The 18,569-nt window shown below is 72.6% G+C and carries 20 protein-coding genes; 2 read left to right on the top strand and 18 right to left on the bottom strand.

What is annotated here, in order from left to right:
* The first annotated feature begins 144 nt into the window (after positions 1-144).
* Both ACFY7E_RS21750 and ACFY7E_RS21755 read left to right on the top strand, forming a co-directional pair.
* Complete coding sequence (locus ACFY7E_RS21750; protein ID WP_389487190.1) at positions 145-1,404, top strand: hypothetical protein; 1,260 nt, start codon at positions 145-147, stop codon at positions 1,402-1,404.
* A gap of 105 nt (positions 1,405-1,509) precedes the next feature.
* Positions 1,510-3,078: an alpha/beta fold hydrolase gene (locus ACFY7E_RS21755; protein ID WP_389487192.1), complete on the top strand. Its 1,569-nt coding sequence runs from the start codon at positions 1,510-1,512 to the stop codon at positions 3,076-3,078.
* Between the two features lie 37 nt (positions 3,079-3,115).
* Here ACFY7E_RS21755 and ACFY7E_RS21760 read toward each other — a convergent pair whose 3' ends face one another.
* The 18 genes from ACFY7E_RS21760 to ACFY7E_RS21845 all read right to left on the bottom strand — a co-directional run bounded on the left by ACFY7E_RS21760 (position 3,116) and on the right by ACFY7E_RS21845 (position 17,924).
* Positions 3,116-3,976, bottom strand: coding sequence for an amino acid ABC transporter permease (locus ACFY7E_RS21760; protein WP_389487194.1), 861 nt, complete (start codon positions 3,974-3,976; stop codon positions 3,116-3,118).
* Complete coding sequence (locus ACFY7E_RS21765; protein WP_389487196.1) at positions 3,973-4,617, bottom strand: amino acid ABC transporter permease; 645 nt, start codon at positions 4,615-4,617, stop codon at positions 3,973-3,975. Before ACFY7E_RS21765 ends, ACFY7E_RS21760 begins: the two co-directional genes overlap by 4 nt.
* Positions 4,605-5,555, bottom strand: a complete 951-nt coding sequence (locus ACFY7E_RS21770; protein ID WP_389487198.1) for a glutamate ABC transporter substrate-binding protein — start codon at positions 5,553-5,555, stop codon at positions 4,605-4,607. Before ACFY7E_RS21770 ends, ACFY7E_RS21765 begins: the two co-directional genes overlap by 13 nt.
* Before the next feature lie 13 nt (positions 5,556-5,568).
* Positions 5,569-6,315 (bottom strand): amino acid ABC transporter ATP-binding protein, encoded by a 747-nt coding sequence (locus ACFY7E_RS21775; RefSeq protein WP_389487200.1) that lies wholly within the window; start codon positions 6,313-6,315, stop codon positions 5,569-5,571.
* A 137-nt stretch (positions 6,316-6,452) separates the two neighbouring features.
* Positions 6,453-6,896: a DUF6278 family protein gene (locus tag ACFY7E_RS21780; RefSeq protein ID WP_389487202.1), complete on the bottom strand. Its 444-nt coding sequence runs from the start codon at positions 6,894-6,896 to the stop codon at positions 6,453-6,455.
* 82 nt (positions 6,897-6,978) lie between these two features.
* Positions 6,979-7,758 carry an exodeoxyribonuclease III gene (locus tag ACFY7E_RS21785; protein ID WP_383444481.1) on the bottom strand — a complete coding sequence of 260 codons (780 nt, stop codon included), beginning with the start codon at positions 7,756-7,758 and terminating at the stop codon, positions 6,979-6,981.
* 47 nt (positions 7,759-7,805) lie between these two features.
* On the bottom strand, positions 7,806-8,438 hold the full coding sequence (locus ACFY7E_RS21790) for an MBL fold metallo-hydrolase (RefSeq protein ID WP_389487204.1): 633 nt from the start codon (positions 8,436-8,438) through the stop codon (positions 7,806-7,808).
* A 9-nt stretch (positions 8,439-8,447) separates the two neighbouring features.
* Positions 8,448-9,707 carry an alpha/beta fold hydrolase gene (locus ACFY7E_RS21795; protein ID WP_389487206.1) on the bottom strand — a complete coding sequence of 420 codons (1,260 nt, stop codon included), beginning with the start codon at positions 9,705-9,707 and terminating at the stop codon, positions 8,448-8,450.
* A gap of 181 nt (positions 9,708-9,888) precedes the next feature.
* Entirely contained in the window at positions 9,889-11,796 is a 1,908-nt protein-coding gene (locus tag ACFY7E_RS21800) for an FG-GAP-like repeat-containing protein (RefSeq protein WP_389487208.1), read from the bottom strand.
* Between the two features lie 126 nt (positions 11,797-11,922).
* Positions 11,923-12,762, bottom strand: a complete 840-nt coding sequence (locus tag ACFY7E_RS21805) for an alpha/beta fold hydrolase (RefSeq protein ID WP_389487210.1) — start codon at positions 12,760-12,762, stop codon at positions 11,923-11,925.
* A 157-nt stretch (positions 12,763-12,919) separates the two neighbouring features.
* The gene (locus ACFY7E_RS21810) at positions 12,920-13,951 is read right to left on the bottom strand and encodes a DUF389 domain-containing protein (RefSeq protein WP_389487212.1); all 1,032 of its coding nucleotides are present in this window, start codon (positions 13,949-13,951) and stop codon (positions 12,920-12,922) included.
* 80 nt (positions 13,952-14,031) lie between these two features.
* Positions 14,032-14,385 carry an SHOCT domain-containing protein gene (locus ACFY7E_RS21815; protein WP_389487214.1) on the bottom strand — a complete coding sequence of 118 codons (354 nt, stop codon included), beginning with the start codon at positions 14,383-14,385 and terminating at the stop codon, positions 14,032-14,034.
* A gap of 35 nt (positions 14,386-14,420) precedes the next feature.
* Entirely contained in the window at positions 14,421-14,861 is a 441-nt protein-coding gene (locus ACFY7E_RS21820; RefSeq protein WP_389487216.1) for a DUF6325 family protein, read from the bottom strand.
* 94 nt (positions 14,862-14,955) lie between these two features.
* Positions 14,956-15,846 carry an aldo/keto reductase gene (locus ACFY7E_RS21825; protein WP_389487218.1) on the bottom strand — a complete coding sequence of 297 codons (891 nt, stop codon included), beginning with the start codon at positions 15,844-15,846 and terminating at the stop codon, positions 14,956-14,958.
* Between the two features lie 63 nt (positions 15,847-15,909).
* Complete coding sequence (locus ACFY7E_RS21830; protein ID WP_389487220.1) at positions 15,910-16,317, bottom strand: PRC-barrel domain-containing protein; 408 nt, start codon at positions 16,315-16,317, stop codon at positions 15,910-15,912.
* Positions 16,304-16,750, bottom strand: coding sequence for a hypothetical protein (locus tag ACFY7E_RS21835; protein WP_389487222.1), 447 nt, complete (start codon positions 16,748-16,750; stop codon positions 16,304-16,306). The genes ACFY7E_RS21830 and ACFY7E_RS21835 overlap by 14 nt, the downstream gene beginning before the upstream one ends.
* The gene (locus ACFY7E_RS21840) at positions 16,750-17,763 is read right to left on the bottom strand and encodes a divalent metal cation transporter (protein WP_389487224.1); all 1,014 of its coding nucleotides are present in this window, start codon (positions 17,761-17,763) and stop codon (positions 16,750-16,752) included. The genes ACFY7E_RS21835 and ACFY7E_RS21840 overlap by 1 nt, the downstream gene beginning before the upstream one ends.
* Entirely contained in the window at positions 17,760-17,924 is a 165-nt protein-coding gene (locus ACFY7E_RS21845; protein WP_389487226.1) for a hypothetical protein, read from the bottom strand. Before ACFY7E_RS21845 ends, ACFY7E_RS21840 begins: the two co-directional genes overlap by 4 nt.
* Between the last annotated feature and the right edge of the window lie 645 nt (positions 17,925-18,569).

Genomic DNA, 18,569 nt, shown 5'->3' on the forward strand with positions numbered 1-18,569 from the left:
CGAGGAGGCCGACGGGGCTGCCGGGAGGGGCCCGACGGGGTGAAGACGTCACCATCATGACAGGTCAGAGGCGTTTTTCGTAGGACGGAACGCACAGTTCGCGAGCCTTGTCCGGTCCCTCCCCCGGCTCCCGGAATCACCGTCATGAATCGCTCCGGGAACATCAGTCAGAACATCGATCAGGACACGGTCCCGCGGGCGAGGACGATGCTGCTCGGGTCGGGCCGGCTCAGCCTGCCCCAGGAGGTCGAGGCGTACCGGGTCCTCGCGAAGGTGAGCCCGGCGGCGTATCTGCCGAAGCTCGTCCGGGCGTTGATCTCGTACGGGTACGAGGTGGGGCGCAGGCGCGGCCCGGAGCGGAGGCTGGTGCTGCACGCGGAGGCCGCCGACGCGGCCCGGCGCATCGGCGTCGGCCACCCGGGGAGGACGCAGGCGCTCTGCGACGCCCTGGGGGCGTACGGGCACGCGCTCTTCGTGCTGGGACGGCGGACCGAGGGGCTGGCCGCCTGCGAGGAGATGACCGAGGCCGGGCGGGCCGGCTTCGAGCGGGGGCAGGTGGCACATCCGGCTTACGGCAGCGACCGGTCGGCGGTCGTACTGGCCGAGGAGGGCCGCCACGGGGAGGCGGCGGACCTCCGGATGCGGGGCGTCCGCGCGGAGACGGAGGTCTCCTTCTGGTCGACGGTCGAGCGGGCGGCGGAACCGGAGGCGGCCGGCCGGGGCGAGGAGGCGGTGGCGGTCTTCACCGGGCTCGTGGACGACACGCGGCGGGAGACGGAGGGCGACTCCGCCGCGCCGGCCCACCTGGTGTGGGAACTCGTGCACCGCTCCCGGATGCTGGACGCCGCCGGACGGCACGGGGAGGCCGGCGCGGACCGGCGGGAGGCCCTGTCGGTCCTCGACCGGCTCGCGGAGTCCGGCGAGCCCAGGAGCTGGGGCAACATCCTCCACCGGTGGACCACCCTGTACGCCCTGTCGGCCCGGACGGTGGAGCCTCCCGCGTCGCCGGAGGCGCCGATGCCGGCGTTCGGCACCCACCTCCACCACTGGTCGCCGGACACGCGCGAGGCCTATTTCGACGGCATCCCCGCTCTGGAGGCCGAGGCCGCGCGCCTGTCGGCGGCGGGGCACCTCCACGAACTCGTGGCCGTGCACCAGCGGCTGACCGTGCGGTCCGCACTCCTCCGCGAGAACCGCGCCCATCGGTTCGAGGAGCCGCTCCGCCCCCTCTTCGACGAGGAGGTCGCCCTCGCCCGGCGCTCGGCGGAAGGGCTCCCCCGGGCCCTGACCGACCGGGCGACGTTCCTCGTCGCGGCCCGGCGGTACGAGGAGGCGCGAGCGGACTTCGCGGAGGCCGTGGGCCTGCTCGAGGCCGACCGGACGCCAATCGTTACCGCCACGTAACTTACTGGGGAGTTACCTCGGGTAAGCCGCCGCGGTTACCGTCGGGTCACTTTCACTGCCCCCCATCGCCGACCACCCCTCGGCGTCTCCAGTGAGGAGTGCCCCGTGCGCACATCCCTTGCCCTCGCCGTCTCGGCCACGCTCGTGGCCGGGACGGCCCTCGGGCTCGCCCCCGCCGCCCAGGCGGCTCCGGTCGCGGAGACCGCCGACGCGGCCGGCATCCGCTTCGTCGACATCCCCGGCGAGGGCGGCACCGTCCTCAAGGCGAACGTCCTCACCCCCGCCGGGTCCGTCCCCGGCGCCCGCCACCCCCTGATCGTGCTGCCCACCAGCTGGGCCATGCCCCAGATCGAGTACCTCGCCCCGGCGCAGAAGCTCGCCGACTCCGGTTACGTCGTGGTGAGTTACAACTCGCGCGGCTTCTGGCAGTCCGGCGGGGAGATCGAGACCGCGGGCCCCGAGGACGTCGCCGACGCCTCCAAGGTGATCGACTGGGCCCTGGCCAACACCGCCGCCGACCCCGACCGGGTGGGCATGGGAGGCGTCTCGTACGGCGCCGGGATCAGCCTGCTCGCCGCCGCGCACGACCCGAGGGTCAAGGCCGTCACCGCGCTCAGCGGCTGGGCCGACCTCATCGAGTCCATCTACAGCGGCCGGACCCAGCACCTCCAGGCCGCCGCCCTGCTCGGCGGCGCCGGGGCCCTCACCGGCCGCCCGGGGCCCGAACTCAAGGAAGTGCTGGGCGACTTCCTCTCCTCCAACCTGGCCAAGGAGGGAGACATGATCGCCTGGGGCGCCAAGCGCTCCCCGGTGACGTACCTGGACCGGATCAACGCCAACGGCGCCGCGATCATGCTCGGCAACGCCTGGGGCGACACCATCTTCCCGCCCAACCAGTACGCGAGCTTCTACGAGAGGCTCACCGGCCCCAAGCGTCTGGAGTTCCGTCCCGGCGACCACGCCACCGCCGAGCTCACCGGCCTCTTCGGACTGCCCAACGACACCTGGACCAACGCCCGGCGCTGGTTCGACCGCCACCTCAAGGGCGCCGACAACGGCATCGACCGCGAGCAGCCCGTCCAGCTCAAGTCCCGCTCTTCAAACGGCTACGAGGGCTACCCGGACTGGAAGTCCGTGCACGCGGACCAGCGCAAGTTCGACCTCGGCGGCACGCAGCGGGTGTGGGCGAACGTCGACTCGGGCGCCAACGGCGGGGTCACCCTGCTCAGCAACGCCCTGGACCAGTTCCTCCGCACCCCGCCCGTCGTCTCCGTGCCCCTCCTCCCCCGCTCCTTCGCCGGCGTCTGGCAGTCCGAGCGGTACGACGCCCCGCAGCGGGTGCGCGGCACGGTGGAGGTGCACACCACGGTCGCCTCCACGAAGGAGAGCGGCACCCTCGTCGCGTACCTGTACGACGTGGGCCCGCTCGGCGTCGGCAAACTGGTCACCAACGCCCCGTACACCTTCCACGGCAAGGCCCCGGGACAGCCGTTCGCCGTCGACCTGGAGCTGTTCTCCACGGCGTACGACGTGCCCGCCGGGCACCGGCTCGCGCTGGTCGTCGACACCGTCGACCCGCTCTACATCGAGCACAACCCGACCGGCGCGCAGCTGACCTTCTCCTCCCCGGCCGCCGACCCGTCGTACGTGTCGGTGCCGCTGCGGAAGGGGTGATCTCCGGCTGCCGCCGGGCGGGTGCGGCCCGTGCCCGCTACCGCCGTCCCGGCGGCGGCCCTCCCGGTCCGGCCGGAGCGACGTCCGCGGCCTTCGCCTTCGGGTCGCGGCGCTCCCGCCGGGCCACCCAGGTGGCGAACCAGGAGAGCAGCATGCACATCCCGATGTAGATCGGTGAGACGACGAGCACGACGGGGATGAACGGCAGGTCGTAGTCGAGGTTGGACGCGATCAGCTTGCCCGCGTGCAGGAACTCCTCGTAGGTGATGAGGAATCCGAGCGAGGTGTCCTTCAGGGCCACCACCAACTGGCTGATGATGGCGGGCAGCATCGCGCGGACGGCCTGGGGCACCAGGACGTGGGTCATCACCTGCGTCTTGCGCATGCCGAGCGCGTACGCGGCCTCCCCCTGGCCGCGCGCCACGGCGTGGACGCCGGTGCGGAACACCTCGGCGAGCACGGAGCCGTTGTAGAGGGTCAGTCCGGCGACCAGGGCGGGCAGCGGCTGCACCTTCAGCGCCACGAAGACGAAGAAGATCATCACGAGGACGGGCATGGCGCGGAAGAACTCCACGAAGAGGGTGGAGATCCAGCGCAGGACGCGGTGTTCGGAGAGGCGGCCGCAGGCCAGGACGGCGCCGAGGGCGAGCGAGAGGACCGACGCGCAGGCGAAGGCCTTCAGGGTGTTGCCGAGCCCCCTGAGCAGCAGCTCCTGGATGCCCTCGTAGAGGAAGGGCGACCACTTGGCGGAGGTGAACTGGTCGGTGTCGAAGAGGAGATACAGGATCCAGCCGGCCAGGGCGGCGAGCACGACGGTGGAGGCGACGCCGTAGAGGAGGTGGCGCCGCCGGGCGCTCGGCCCGGGGACGTCGTAGAGGGCGGTGGACTCGACGGTCATCGGGCGACTCCCCAGCGCTTCTCCATGATGTGGAAGAGGGCGCTGATGGTGAGGGTGATGATCAGGTATCCGACGGCGATCCAGACGAAGGTCCAGACGATGTTGTAGCCGAGCTCGCTCAGCGTCTTGTAGGTGCCGAGGAGTTCGGTGACGCTGAACGCCCCCGCGATGGCCGAGTTCTTGGCGAGGGCGATCAGGGTCGAGCCGATGGGCGGGATGACGGTGCGGAAGGCCTGCGGCAGGACGACCGTGCCGAGGGTCTGGGTGAAGGTCATGCCCAGACTGCGGGCCGCCTCGCCCTGGCCGCGCGGCACGGTGTTGATGCCGGAGCGCAGCACCTCGCAGACGAAGGCCGAGGTGTAGCAGCCGAGGGCGAGGACCGCGAACAGCTGGAAGGGCAGGACGAGTCCGAAGCGCGGAAGGCCCAGCATGACCGCGAAGAAGAGCAGGGTCAGCGGGGTGTTGCGCAGGACGGTCACCCAGACCGTGCCGAAGACCCGGAAGGAGCCGACGGGCGCGACGCGGAAGGAGGCCATGACGAAGCCCAGGACGAGGGCGAGCGCCGAGGCGTAGACGGTGAGTTCGACGGTGCCGAGGAAACCCTTTCCGTAGAGCGAGAAGTTGTCGGTCAGGACGTCCATGTCCGGGACCCTCCTCCGGGTCGGCCCGCCGGATAGCGGTCGATGGCGGGCGGCGGCGGGGCGGGGACCCCGGAGAGGCCGAGGGTGGCGTCGTACGCCTTCTTCCAGTCGCCGTTCTTCTCGTGGGCGGCGACGGCGTCGTCCAGGGCGAACCGCAGGGCGTCGTCGCCGCGCGGGACGCCGATGCCGTACGGCTCCTCCGAGAACGGCTTCCCGACCACCTTCAGTTCGTCGGGGACCTTGGCGGCGTAGCCCATGAGGATCGTGTCGTCGGTGGTGACCGCGTCGACCTGGTAGGTCAGCAGGTTGTCCACGCAGGCGGAGTACGTGTCGTACGCGACGAGTTCGGCCTCCGGGTGGTCCTTCTCGATCCGCTGGTACGGGGTGGAGCCGGCGGCCGAGCAGACCCGCTTGCCGTCCAGGTCCCCGGGCCCGTGGATGTCGTCCTCGTCGGTGCGGACCAGGAGGGACTGGCCGGCCCGGTAGTAGGGCCCTGCGAAGCCGACGAGCTTCTTGCGGTTGTCGTTGATGGTGTACGTGCCGACGTAGTAGTCGATCTGGCCGTTCTGCAGGGCGGTCTCGCGGTTGGCGGAGGCGATCGTGCGGAACTCGACGCGGGCCGGGTCGAAGCCGAGGGAGGCCGCCATCATCTTGGCGATCTCGATGTCGAAGCCGGAGTAGCGGCCGGAGGCGGGGTCCTTCTCGCCCATGTACGGTTGGTCCTCCTTGGCCCCGACGACGAGCCGGCCGCGTTTCTTCGCCCGGTTCCAGGTGGCGGAGCCCGGCAGGGAGAAGTCCGATCTCACCTGATAGACCGGGAGTCGGTCGGGCCGCGGGCCCTTGACGGGCGGGCTGCCCTCACGGCCGCAGCCGCCGAGCGCCGCCGTCGCGGCGAGCAGCAGGGCGAGCACGGCCGGGGTCCGGTGCGTACGCTGCATGGTTCCCGTCCGGTCAGTGCTTGAGGATCTTGGAGAGGAAGTCCTTGGCCCGTTCGCTGCGCGGGGCGGTGAAGAACTCCTCCGGCGTGCGGTCCTCGACGATCCTCCCGTCGGCCATGAAGACGACCCGGTTGGCGGCGGAGCGCGCGAAGCCCATCTCGTGGGTGACGACCACCATCGTCATGCCCTCCCGGGCCAGTTGGCGCATGACCTCCAGGACCTCGTTGATCATCTCGGGGTCGAGCGCGGAGGTCGGCTCGTCGAAGAGGAGCGCCTTGGGGTCCATGGCGAGGGCGCGGGCGATGGCCACGCGCTGCTGCTGGCCGCCGGAGAGCTGGGCCGGGAACTTGTCGGCGTGCGCGGCGAGTCCGACCCGGTCGAGGAGTTCGCGCGAACGCCGGTCGGCCTCCTCCTTCTTGCGCCTGCGGACCTTGATCTGCGCGAGGGAGACGTTCGCGAGGACGGTCTTGTGCGCGAAGAGGTTGAAGGACTGGAAGACCATGCCGACCTCGGCCCGCAGCCGGGCGAGTTCCTTGCCCTCCTCGGGGAGCGGCTGTCCGTCGATGAGGATCTCGCCCGACTCGACGCTCTCCAGGCGGTTCATCGCCCGGCAGAGGGTGGACTTTCCGGAGCCGGAGGGGCCGATCACGACGACCACCTCCCCGCGGCCGACGGTGAGGTCGATGGACTGGAGGACGTGCAACGTGCCGAAGTGCTTGTTGACGCCACGCAGTTCGATCAGCGGATCGACGACGGCCATACGCTGCCCTGCCCATTTCTCAGCGGTGTCGCGGTCAGCGCAAACTATCCACCCCAAAAAGGACTTCGAGGACGACACGCATGAAACGGGAATAAGCCGTATTTACTGCGGAAGGGTGGCGGGCGGAGGGGACCGCGTCAGTACTCGGCGGCCTCCGCGTACACCTGGGAGAGCTGCGGCGCGCCCGTCATCGCCCAGTCGAGACCGGCCTCGACGGCCTGGATCTCCCGGCCGGAGGCGAGCTGCACCACCGGGCCGCCGCCGGGCCGCATCTGCCAGCGGGCCGCCGGGACGTTCCGGACGATCACCGTGCCGAGGTAGAGCCCGGCGTCGTTCCCGAACCAGGGCAGTTCCTCCGGGTCGTCCCGCCAGCGGGGCGGCAGCTGGTCGAGCGCCTGGAGCGAGCCCGGGGTGTCGTCGAGCACCACCCCGGCCTCCGCGACCCGGGCGCGCAGCAGCTCGCACTCGGCGAACAGCTCGGCCATCCCGTCCGGAGCGCGACCGGAGGCGGCGGCCGGCGGGGAGGCCGGGGAGCCGGGGCGGTGCCGCTTGCGCCAACTGTCCAGAAACGGAATGTTCATCCGAACAGCCTCGCACCGGCACCTCCCGGTCCACCACTCGGCGCGCGGAGATCGTTTCCGGCCGGCCGCCCCGCCGTGGCGGCTACACGTCGAGGTCGACGACGACGGGGGCGTGGTCCGAGGCGCCCTTCCCCTTGCGCTCCTCGCGGTCCACGTAGCTGTCCGTGACCGCCTCGGCGAAGGACTTGTTGCCGTAGACCAGGTCGATGCGCATGCCCTTGTTCTTCGGGAAGCCGAGCTGGCGGTAGTCCCAGTAGGTGAAGGGATGGTCGTACTTGAGGGGGCGCGGGACCACGTCGCGCAGGCCGGTCTCGCGCAGGGCCGCGAGCGCGGCCCGCTCCGGCTCCGTCACGTGCGTGGCGCCCTCGAAGACGGTGAGGTCCCAGACGTCCTCGTCGGCCGGCGCGATGTTGTAGTCGCCGAGGACCGCGAAGGGGCGGTCCGCCGCCGCGTCCTGCGCGACGGCCGCCCTGAGCGCCTCCAGCCAGCGCAGCTTGTAGGCGTAGTGCTCGTGGGCGACCTCGCGGCCGTTCGGCACGTAGACCGACCAGACGCGGACCGGGCCGCAGGTCGCGGAGACCGCCCGGGGCTCCTGCGCCCCGTCGTACTCCGGGCCGCCGGGCAGGCCCGTGACCACGTCGTCGAGGCCGACCCGGGAGAGCAGTGCGACGCCGTTCCACCGGCCGGTGGCGTTGACCGCCGACTCGTAGCCCAGTTCGCGCAGTTCCTCCGTGGGGAACTGCTCGGCGGTGCACTTGGTCTCCTGGATGCACAGCACGTCGGTGCCGCTGCTCTCCAGCCAGGCCAGGAGACGGGGCAGCCGGGCGGTGATCGAGTTGACGTTCCAGGTGGCGATGCGCATGGGCGCCAGCCTACTGGCGGGCACCGACAACGGCCGGTCGCCGGCGCTCAGAGCTCGGTGGAGTTCCCGGGGGCGAGCCGGGAGTGGTCGGTGCCCCCGAGTTCCCCGATCTGACGGTCGTAGAGGGGCCGTGCGAGGTCGGTGAGCAGGGCGTCGTGGATGTCGTACGCCCGGCGCGGCTTCAGCTCGCGCACGTAGTCGATGACCTCGGAGATCTTGTTCCAGGGGGCCATGACGGGCAGCAGCAGCGTGTCGACGGGGTGGTCCGGCACGGTGAGCGCGTCGCCGGGGTGGAAGACGGAGCCGTCGACGAGGTAGCCCACGTTGGTGATGCGCGGGATGTCCGGGTGGATCACCGCGTGCAGCTCGCCGTGGACCTGGACGTCGAACCCGGCGGCCGTGAAGGCGTCGCCGTGGCCGACGGTGTGGACCCGGCCGGGGAAGGCCGCCGAGATCCGTTCGGCGACGCTGCGCAGCGTCCAGATCTCGGCGGCCGGGTCGGCCTCCAGGGCGGCCCGCAGCCTGCCCTCGTCGAAGTGGTCGGCGTGCTCGTGGGTGACGAGCAGCGCGTCGGCGCCGAGGGCCGCGTCCTCCTCGGTGAACCCGCCGGGATCGAGGACGAGCGTCCTTCCGTCCTTCTCCAGCCGGACGCAGGCGTGGGACTTCTTCGTCAGCTTCACGCCACCAGGCTACGCCGGGGGCGTGGTCTCCTCCGCGATGACGCGGGTGACGACGCGCAGGGCGCTCTCGGCGGCCGGGAGGCCGCAGTACACGCCCGCGTGGAGCACGACCTCGCGGATCTCGTCGGGCGAGAGGCCGTTGCGGAGGGCGGCCCGGGTGTGGTCCGCGAGGGCCTCACGGTGGCCCCCGGCGAGGAGGGCGGTGAGGGTGACGGCGCTGCGCACGCGCCGGTCGAGGCCCTCACGGCTCCAGACCTCGCCCCACTCGTAACGGTTGACGAGCCCCTGGAGGGTCCCCTCGGGGTCCTCGGCGAGCGCCCGGTCCACCTGGGCGTCGCCGAGCACCTCGCGGCGCAGCCCGAGCCCCTTCTCGTACGGGTCGGGGCGCCCGTCCCCGGCGGGCTCGGGGGCCGGGGCGGGGGCCGCGGGCTCGGCGGCGGGCGCCGGTCCCGCGGGGTGCGGGGGCACGGTCAGGGTGCCGCTGGTGTCGTGGGCCGTCCCGGCGAAGTGGTCGAGGAGCAGGTCGGTGACGGCGGCGGGCTGCTCGACGGGGGCGAGGTGGGAGGCGCCGGGGACGACGGCGAGCCGGGCGTCGGCGATGCCGGCGACGAGGGTGCGGGCCTCGGCGGGCCCGGTGACCTGGTCCTCGGAGCCGACGAGGACGAGCGCGGGGACGCCGATGCGGCCGAGGGCCTCGCGGACGTCGAAGACGGCGAGGGCCTCGCAGGCGGCGATGTAGCAGGCGGGGTCGGTCGTACGGACCATCTGCACGGCCCAGTCGACGATGGCGGGCTGGGCGCCGGCGAAGAGCGGGGTGAACCACTGCTCGGGGGCGGTGCGGGCCATCGGCTCCAGACCGTTGGCCCGGACGATGACGCCCCGCTGCCGGAACTCGTCGGCGGTGCCGAACCGGGGCGAGGTGGCGACCAGGGCCAGCGAGGCGACCCGGTGGGGCGCCCGCAGCGCGAGGTCGAGCCCGACGGCCCCGCCGAGGGAACAGCCCGCGTAGCCGAAGCGCTGGATCCCGAGCGCGTCGAGGGTGGCCAGCAGCCGGTCGCCCAGCTCGGCGACGGAGCTGAAGGGCTGCGCGGGCGCGCCGCCGTGCCCGGGGAGGTCGAAGCGTACGATCCGCCAGTCCCGCGCGAGCTCGGGGATCTGCCGGTCCCACATGTGGAAGGTGGTCCCCAGGGAGGGCCCCAGGACCAGGACCGGCGCGTCCTCGCGCCCGTCGACGCGGTGCTGCAGGGTGTTCGGTGATGTCTCGCTCACCCGCTAGACCCTCTCATCCCTCACGATCCCTCACGTCGCCGGGTCGAACCTAGCGGCTCCGGGCCCCGGCCGGGGGCGGTTCCGGAATCGGCCGCCCTGTGGAGCCGGCAGCCCTTCTCCGGCTCCGGCCGGGCCGGCGTCGGTCCGCTGTGGACCGACCGACGCCGGATGTCCGGTCGGTTCAGCCGATGGCGGTGATCGTGTCCCATCCGCTGTTGCCGACCACGGCGGTCATCCTGCCGGCGGGGTTGCCGTAGAAGCCGAGGGTGCCGTCGCCGTTGGTGGTCCACATGTCGGCGTTGCCGTCGAGGTCGGCGTCGGCGGCCCCGGCGATCAGGGGCCGGCCGGTCGTGGTGAACCCGCTGCCGATCTGCGTCCGCGTGCCGAACGTGGTGCTTCCGTCGTAGCGGTAGAGGAGACCGTCCCGGGTGTCACGGACGAGCAGATCGGGGTGGCCGTCCTTGTCGAGGTCGCCGGGCGCGGCGATGGTCATGGGCGACCAGCCGCCGTTGCCGATCTCGACGCGGGGCCACACGGCCGGTGAGACGGCCGCGGCCGAGTCGTTCTCGTACAGCCACAGTTTGCCGACGGCGGAGACGACGACGTCCGCGTCGCCGTCGCCGTTCACGTCCCCGGCGGTGACGACCTGGGCGTCGGTCGGGAGACCGTCGGCGACGACGGTGGCGGGAGCGAGGCGGGTGCCGACGAAACGGCTCGGGTAGATCCTCAGCTGGGTGCCGACGCGTGCCACGACGTCTTCCAGGCCGTCCCGGGTGAAGTCCCCCCGGTGGCCGATGGACGCGCCGGACCAGCCGCTGTTGCCGATGACCTCGGAGTTCGTCGTGGCGCCGTTCGCCGTGTACGGGGCTACGCCGCCCTTTCCGTTGCCGTGGTAGAGGTGCAGCCGGCCGGCGCTGTCGACGGCCAGCAGGTCGGGCCTGCCGTCACCGCTCAGGTCGCCGGGCGCGCGGTCGCCGCCCAGGCGGGCGATCACCGGGGCGTGGTCGGACCAGCCGTTCACCGGTTCGTTCGCCACGTTCTTCGAGGTGTCCATGCGGCTCTCGTCGATGTCGCACGAAGAGAACGCGCTGCCCTCGGTCCGCCGGGTGACGAAGAGGTGGTCGTACTCGTGCCAGGTGTGGTACCCGCCCTTGACGGACCAGCCGTGGTGGGTGGTTCCGTCGACGCAGTTCTCGTAGACGTCGGTCAGGGGCTTCAGGAGCTGCTCGTCGCGTTCCTTGGTCGCGTCCACCGACGACCTGACGTGGACCTGCTCGGTGGGCCGGTTGAAGTCGCCGCCCAGCACGGTGAACCGGAGGCCGTGCTGGTTCCTGAAGTTCTCGACGAACGCCTTGACGTTGGCGACCTGGCCTTCGACCCGGGGGTCGTCCAGGCCGTTGCTGGCGATGATGTGCGTGTTGCACACCCCCACCGGCTTGCCCGTCAGCGCCACGCACTGGACGGGAAGCACCAGTTGGTCCTTGAGCGGCGTCGTCACGGGAACCGAGTTCTTGGAGCCGGCCGCGGCGGTCGTGCCCTTGACCGCGATCAGATTGCCCAGCCGCCCCTTCGTACCCCCGCCGAAGGCTTCACCCCTGCACGCGCTGCCCCACAGGTCGGCGTCGGAGTTCTCTTTGGTGTCGGTGTCGTCTCCTCGTCTGGCCGGTGCGAAGGAGAAGCTCCACGTCTCTCCGGTTTTCGCGAGTTCCTTCTCGAGTTCGGCCTGGTGGGTCCCCGGCCCCAGGTTCCCGGGGAGGCCCTCCGGCGTGCCGCAGACCTCCTGGAGGACGACGGCGTCCGCGTTCCGCTCCTTGATCAGCCTCGCGATCTCCTGTGCCTTGAGCACGTTCTGATCGATCACCTCGCCCGCCGGACCCGTGACGAGTCGGCGGTAGGGGCAGTAGCCTTCCGACCCTCTGGCCGCACCGGCTTCGCCGCATATGTTCCAGGAGACGACGGTCAGGTCCGGCGGAGCGGCGCTCCACGGAGTGTCCGCCGCCGTTGCCGTCGCCGTTGCCGTCGCCGCGGGGAGACCGAGCAGCGCCATGCCGCCGATCAGTGCTCCCGCCAGGAGCTTGGTGAGTTTCATCGTGTCCGTCCGTCGGGCGTCCGGACGTCACCCCCGACGGTGCCGGGTGTGACACGTCTCGGACGCCGGCATGTCGATTACGGGACGGAGACTCGCACATGGATCGAAAGGTTGCGCGGGGGGACTTCAGCCCTCCAGGAACTCCAGCAGCACCCGGTTCCACTCCGCCGCGTGGCTGACGTTCACGCCGTGCGGGCCGCCCGGGACCAGGTGGACCCGGCTGTGGGGCAGCGCCTTGTGGGTGCGGGCGCCGGAGCCCTCGAACGGGACCGTGGCGTCGCTGTCCCCGTGCAGGACCAGAGTGGGCAGCGTGCCGAACTTCTCCAGGTCGTCGCGGAAGTCGGTGGTGGCGAAGAGCGTCATGCAGGTCAGGGCGGCCTTCTCGTCCGCCTGGTCGCACAGGGCGCGGGCCTCGCGGAGCTGCTCCTCGGTGACCTTCGGTTCGCCGTCCGCCGAGAAGAAGTCCCGTGTGAACCCGTCGTAGAACGCGTCCTGGTCCTTGGTGAGCGAGGCGCCCATCCCGGCCGCCTCCTCCTTGGTCAGGGGCCCCTCGGGGTTGTCGGAGGTCCGGAGCATGTAGGGCGTCACCGCGGAGGCGAGTACGACGCTGCGCAGCCGGTCCGTACCGTACGAGGCGACGTAGCGCGCCACCTCGCCCCCGCCCATCGAGAAGCCGACCAGCGTGACGTCGCGCAGGTCCAGCTCGGTCAGCAGGGCGTTCAGATCGTCGGCCAGGGTGTCGTACGTGTAGTCCGGGACGGGCTTGTCGCTGCGGCCGAACCCCCTGCGGTCGTAGGCGACGACGCGGTACCCCGCCTCGGTCAGGGCCGGCACCTGGTACTTCCACGACTCGCCCGACAGCGGCCAGCCGTGGATCAGGACGACCGGTCGCCCCGGCCCGCCGGTGTCGTCCACGTGCAGCGCGGTGTCGCGGAACAGTCCGTGGTGGGCGGTGATCTCGGCCATGAGCGTTTCCTCCCGGAATGCGGTAGAGGTCACCCCTCCTACCCGCCCTTCCCCGTCCGACGCGCGCGCCGCCCGCCGTTCCTCCGGAAGGGGCGCCCGGACGGAGCCGGAAGGCGACGGCCGGTACGGCGTGGGCGGGGCGTTCCGGTCGGTGGTCTCAGTCGGTACGCGTCTTCTCCACCGTGCAGGTGGTGGTGCCCGCGGGGCACCAGTGGGTGCGGCCGCCGACCAGGCGCAGTTGGAGGTCGGCGTCGCTCATGCCCGCCCGGTCCGGAGCGGCGCGCAGGGCGGTGGGCGCCGGCTGGGGCGGCAGGCCGAGGACGTCGACGAGGAGGACGCCGTTGCGGGCATCGACGGAGGCGATCTGCCAGGCGCCGGCCGACGCCCAGCGGTCGGCGACGGGCCGGGCGTCGGCAGCCAGGGAACGGTCGCGGGCCACGGAGAGCGTTCCCGTGGTCAGCGGGACCGCGACGAGCAGCACCACGGCCGCGACCGCGACGAGGGTGCGGCCGTGGAAGGCGCCCACGGCCGGCCCCGCCGTGCGCGCGGCGTCGCGGACCCGGTAGGCGAGGAAGACCAGCGTGCCGGTCGCCACGATCGCGGCGACGTCGGTGGCGAACAGCAGCGCGGACTCACCGGCGTCGTGGTAGCGGTGCACCGCGATCAGCAGGCCGGTGACGGCCGGCGGCGGCACGAGCGAGGTGGCGATGGCGACACCGGGCAGGGCGTCGGAGATGTCGGTGCGCACCAGGGCGAACGCGCCGACGGTCCCGGTCGCCAGGGCGGCGAACAGGTCGATCAGCCGCGGGCTGATCCGGGAGGCCACCTGGCTGTTGGAGGCGAAGGCGTCCGGGGGAGAGACGATCCAGCCCAGCAGCATCCCGACGCACACCACCGCCACCGCACCGCCCAGCACCAGCAGGGCGCTGCGCACGACGTGCGGCCGGTCGGCCAGGAACAGGGCCGGCGCGGTTCCGAGGATCGGCGTCATCAGCGGTGCGACGATCATCGCGCCGATCACGGTGGCGGTGGAGTCCCCGACCACGCCGGCGCCCGCGATGACGGACGCCAGCACGAGCAGCACCCAGAAGCGGGACGCGCTCGGGCTGCGCCAAGCGCCTTCGATGAACAGCGAGTCCGCCATGCGCCGGGCGGCGGTCGCGTCGACGCCGTTCAGGACGCCACTCAAAGGGAACCGCCCTTCCTGGAGCGTTGGTGGGCCGGCGGGGCCGCCGCCCCGGGGCCGTCGGGAGTCGCGGGCGCGGGCCGTCAGGAGTTCAGTACGCGGGCCTTCTCGGTGGCGAACTCCTCGTCCGTGAGGAGTCCCCGCACCTTGAGGTCGGCGAGTGCCGTGAGCCGGGCGACGCGGTCGGTGGAAGCGGGGGCCTGTGCCGGTGCGCTCGGGGACGGCGCCGGCGGGGGCGCCTGGGTCGCCGCGCGTGCGGGGGCACGGTCGGCGAGCGCCTGCTCCTGGGCCTGCGCCGCGAGCTGCTCCTGCGCCTGGCGCTCGGCGGCGCCTCGCTGCATGCGCTGGGTGACGGCGTTCGCGGTGCCGGTGATCACGGCGGTGCGCGCCATCGTGCCCAGCAGGCCGGGTCGTCCCATGCGTCGGGGCAGCGGCATGATCGTTCCTCTCCGTCAGTTCCCGTCAGTTCCCGTCAGTTCCCGTCGAGGGCAGTGACGGCCCGCTCGACGTCCTCCCGGGGAATGCGCTCCAGGAGGACCAGACGTCCGGCGGACTTCCCGATCGCGTCGGCCAGACGGGCGGCCCAGGTGTTCTCCCGGACCACGACGGCCGCCGACGAGTCGTACGGCAGCCCCTCGGCGACGGTCCGCAGGTCCTCGTCGCCGAGCAGGTCGGCAGGGGCGTCGGCCACGCGCTCGAACGCGTCGCCGAGCTCCTCGTCGCCGAGTTCGACGACCGTGACCGGACCGTCGGAGTCCTTCCGTACGAAGGTCAGGTCCAGGACGCGGACGGTGCCCGCCTTCTGGAGGTCCCTCAGGGCGGGGGCGATCTCGCCGTTGAAGCGGTTGCCCTCGAAGGCGACGACGGCGACGTCCACCGGGCCGGCCGGTTCGGCGTGGAGAGCAGGAGCCATGGTGACGATCTCCACAAAAGCGACTTCTAGGTGGAATGCGATCCTAAGAGGTCACACCGGGGCCGCATCTCGGCAGCGGCGGACCGGGCACCGGTCAGGGGCGGTCGTCCCGCCGGTCGGGCGCGGCCGCGCGGTCGAGGCGCCGGCGCTGGGAGTCGGTGAGCCGGAGGTCCGCCGCGGCGAGGTTCTCCTCCAGATGGACGGGCGAGGCGGTTCCGGGGATCGGCAGGAGGACCGGGGAACGGGCGAGCAGCCAGGCCAGCAGGACCTGGGGGACGGTGGCGCCGAGTTCGGCGGCGACGGCGCCGACCGCGGAGGACCGGCCGGAGTCGGCCGCCGCGGCGACGGGACGCCAGGGCAGGAAGGCGATGCCGGCGGCCTCGCACGCCTCCAGAACCGGCTCGTGCTCTCGCTCGAAGAGGTTGTAGCGGTTCTGCACGCTCGCGATCGCAGCGGTCCGCCGGGCCTCGGCGAGCTGCGCGGTGGTGACCTCGGACAGCCCGATGTGCCCGATCTTTCCTTCCCGTTGGAGCTCGCCGAGCGCGCCGACCTGGTCGGCGACCGGGACCCCCGGGTCGATCCGGTGCAGTTGCAGCAGGCCGACGCGTTCGGTCCGGAGCCGGCGCAGTCCCTGTTCGACCTGCGCGCGCAGGCTCTCCGGCCGCGCGTCGTGCGCCCACCCGTCCGGCCCGGACCGGACGACTCCGACCTTGGTGGTGACCAGCAGCCCGTCCGGGTACGGGTACAGGGCCTCGGCCAGGAGTTCCTCGTTGGCGCCCCATCCGTACATGTGGGCGGTGTCGATCAGGGTGACGCCCAGTTCGACGGCGCGCCGGGCGACCGCGACGGCGGCCTCCCGCCCGGGTCCGGGACCGGTCGGCAGCCGCATGGCACCGAACCCGAGCCGGGCGACCCGGTGTTCACCCCCGACGGAGAACGTGTTCGGTGTGTTCGTCGTGCCCGGTGTCGCCGGTTTCCCCCTCATCGGCCCGACGATACCCGCGCCCGGCCCCCGGACCGTACGGACGGGGGACGGACGGGGCTCGGTCTACGGTGCCGCGGGCCCGGGCGGCCGCGTGGAGTTCCAGTCGTCGTGGGCGTCGGTCAGCGGGACCAGTTCCGTGCCGGGCACGGCGAGCCGTACGGTTCCCGGGTCGCCGAGCCGGTCGGGCGGCTCGTGGCCGGCCACGGCCGGCCAGGGCGCCCAGCGGGCGTTGCGGGCGGCCCACCGGGCCAGGCGCGTCAGCGGCCAGGGCCCGTCGACGGGCCGGTGGTCGTAGGCGATCAGCCGGCCGCGGGCGCGGGTGGCCACGACGAGGCCCTCGACCTTCAGGACGGTGGCCGCCGGGCCCGCGTCCGGGGCCGGGTGCTCGCGCAGCCGTACGTCGCTGACGTGCCCGATCTCCCGGCCGTCGCGGTCCCGGACGCGGGCTCCCATGAGATCAGCCAGACGCATGGCCGGCCCCCGGAAGTCGTCCGACGACGTTCTCGCGCGTCCGGTCCTCCAGCGCGTGCACCCCGACGTCCTCCTCCGGCAGTTCGACGCGGACCACCGCCCCGATGCCGGTGACGCGGCCGAAGTCCAGCCGGGCCGGGCCCTCCCCCTCGCCGACGCTCAGGCGCCGCCGCACCGCGGCGAGCCACCGGGCCGTCTTCCCGCCCAGACGCGGTGCGAGCGCGGCCGGTCCGACGAGGACGGCGGTGACCCGAGGGGGGCCGTCGGGGTCCGGCACCAGTTCCAGGTCGTCGACCTTGCACACCGGCCAGTCGTCCCCGTCGACGACCTGCCGGTCCAGGAGGTGGAAACGGGCGCTGTACGCGCGTCCCGCCCGCCGCTCCCCCGCCCCGGGCCGGATCTCCTCCCGCGCGTTCTCGTCCTCGTCCGGCATCACAGACCTGCCTTCGTCGCGATCATCAGCGGAATGGCGGCCACCGCCGCCACCAGGACGACGACGAGGTACAGGCCGCCCATGAGGTTGGCGAACCCGCCGTTCCTCGCCTCGCCCATGTACTCGGGGTCGTTGGCCACCACGAGGACGGGCAGATAGGTCAGCGGCAGCGCGACCGCCGCGAAGACCAGGGAGTACTCGGTGACCATGACCGGGTCGACCCCGGTGAGGACCAGCGCCGTGCCCGCCAGCAGGGCCACGATCACCACGGCGTGGAACCGCGACGCCTTCCGGGGGGCGGCCGTCTTGCCCCAGGTCCAGCCGAAGTACTGCGCCACGGTGCAGCCCGAGGACAGCGCCGTCTCCAGGGCCGCGCCGAACGTCGCCGCGAAGACGCCGATCAGGACGAGGCCGAGCCCCAGCTCCCCGAGCGCGTACCCCACCGGGAGCACCACCTGGGACATGTGGTCCACCGCGATCCCCGCCGGGTGCAGCAGCAGCGCCGCCGCCGCCGTCATGATCGACAGGGCGAGGAGGCCGCCGAGGGGGAAGCCGAGGAAGACGTTGATCCGGGCCGTGAGCAGGTCCTTGGGCTTCCACTTCTCCTCGGTGCCGCCGGAGGAGAAGAAGAACACCTCGTACGGGGTCATGGCGCTCGCGAACAGGGCGATGGCGTAGTAGAAGTACGTCGGCAGGCCCTCGCCGCCGGGCACCTCCGGGTGCGTCACCTGTTCGAGGACGGAGCCCCAGGACGGGTCGAGCCGGAAGACGGCGACCACGAAGACCACCAGGGCGAGGCCGGCCAGGCCGAAGGTGGGGCGTCCGGCCACGGCGGCGGCCCGGCCGGCCGTCTCCGCGTACACGCAGATGCCGACGACGCCGACGAGGAGGACCCAGACCAGGGAGAAGCCGAACCGGGCGCCCACGAGGGAGGAGGCGACGAGGTCGCCGATGTCCACGAAGCCGCCGATGGCGGTAAGGATGCCGAGGGTGACGGCCAGGAGGCGTTTCACGACGACATCTCCTCCTCGAAGTCCTCCAGCCGCCCGGCCGCCTCGCGCAGGTCCCCGGTGTGCTCCGCCAGTTCGCGCACCTCGCCGCGGCGGGCTCCGATGCGTACCTCCGCCAGCGCGTCCGCCGCGTCGTCGAGGAGGGTGCCGAGGCGTTCGCGCACGGCGTCGGCCGCCTCCCGGCGGCTGCCGGGACTCGAACGTCCCCTGGGCGGCGAGCAGGTCGGTCTCCGCCTCGCCGAGCAGCACCGACACGTACGGGCCGGTCAGCCGGCCCTTTCCGGCCGCCTCCACCGCGAGACGGGCGGTGGACACCGCCGAAGCCCGGCCTCCGCGGTGTTGGCCGCCTTGTGCCGGTAGTCCTCGTCCGAACGGGAGGATCCCGCGCACCCGGCCACCGCCGTCACGGCCACGAGCGCCAGCGCCCCGGCGGCCCCCGGCCGCCGCCCCCGCGCCGGCCGGCTCACCGGCCCCTCAGCACGAAGTAGGCTCCCACGGCGAGCAGCAGCCCGAGCTGTGCCCACGCCGCGAGCAGCACCAGACCCTGATCCACAGGAACCGCCCCACCACAGACGAAGGAGCCGATCTTGTACCCGTACGCGAGGAGGGAAACGTGTCGTCGCCCGCGGCCCCTCGTGTTCGTGACGGCGGGGCTCGCCGCTTCTCGTTCGGTCGCGGTCCGTTCGCGCGGTCCCGGCACTTCGCGTGGGATGGGAGCGGTGCCGAGTGAGGCACCGGCCACCGGGTAACCGGACGGGCATGCGCGGCCGGACGGGCCGCTCCCCGTGGAACCCCACAGAGAAGGACAC

This window comes from Streptomyces sp. NPDC012825 (assembly GCF_042900925.1).
Classification (GTDB): domain Bacteria; phylum Actinomycetota; class Actinomycetes; order Streptomycetales; family Streptomycetaceae; genus Streptomyces.

Bases quoted from the DNA above. Each gene is read 5' to 3' on its own strand.
- ACFY7E_RS21750 (WP_389487190.1), top strand. From the start codon at position 145: ATGAATCGCTCCGGGAACATCAGTCAGAACATCGATCAGGACACGGTC.
- ACFY7E_RS21760 (WP_389487194.1), bottom strand. From the start codon at position 3,976: ATGACCGTCGAGTCCACCGCCCTCTACGACGTCCCCGGGCCGAGCGCC.
- ACFY7E_RS21765 (WP_389487196.1), bottom strand. From the start codon at position 4,617: ATGGACGTCCTGACCGACAACTTCTCGCTCTACGGAAAGGGTTTCCTC.
- ACFY7E_RS21770 (WP_389487198.1), bottom strand. From the start codon at position 5,555: ATGCAGCGTACGCACCGGACCCCGGCCGTGCTCGCCCTGCTGCTCGCC.
- ACFY7E_RS21775 (WP_389487200.1), bottom strand. From the start codon at position 6,315: ATGGCCGTCGTCGATCCGCTGATCGAACTGCGTGGCGTCAACAAGCAC.
- ACFY7E_RS21780 (WP_389487202.1), bottom strand. From the start codon at position 6,896: ATGAACATTCCGTTTCTGGACAGTTGGCGCAAGCGGCACCGCCCCGGC.
- ACFY7E_RS21785 (WP_383444481.1), bottom strand. From the start codon at position 7,758: ATGCGCATCGCCACCTGGAACGTCAACTCGATCACCGCCCGGCTGCCC.
- ACFY7E_RS21800 (WP_389487208.1), bottom strand. From the start codon at position 11,796: ATGAAACTCACCAAGCTCCTGGCGGGAGCACTGATCGGCGGCATGGCG.
- ACFY7E_RS21805 (WP_389487210.1), bottom strand. From the start codon at position 12,762: ATGGCCGAGATCACCGCCCACCACGGACTGTTCCGCGACACCGCGCTG.
- ACFY7E_RS21815 (WP_389487214.1), bottom strand. From the start codon at position 14,385: ATGCCGCTGCCCCGACGCATGGGACGACCCGGCCTGCTGGGCACGATG.
- ACFY7E_RS21820 (WP_389487216.1), bottom strand. From the start codon at position 14,861: ATGGCTCCTGCTCTCCACGCCGAACCGGCCGGCCCGGTGGACGTCGCC.
- ACFY7E_RS21825 (WP_389487218.1), bottom strand. From the start codon at position 15,846: ATGAGGGGGAAACCGGCGACACCGGGCACGACGAACACACCGAACACG.
- ACFY7E_RS21830 (WP_389487220.1), bottom strand. From the start codon at position 16,317: ATGCGTCTGGCTGATCTCATGGGAGCCCGCGTCCGGGACCGCGACGGC.
- ACFY7E_RS21835 (WP_389487222.1), bottom strand. From the start codon at position 16,750: ATGCCGGACGAGGACGAGAACGCGCGGGAGGAGATCCGGCCCGGGGCG.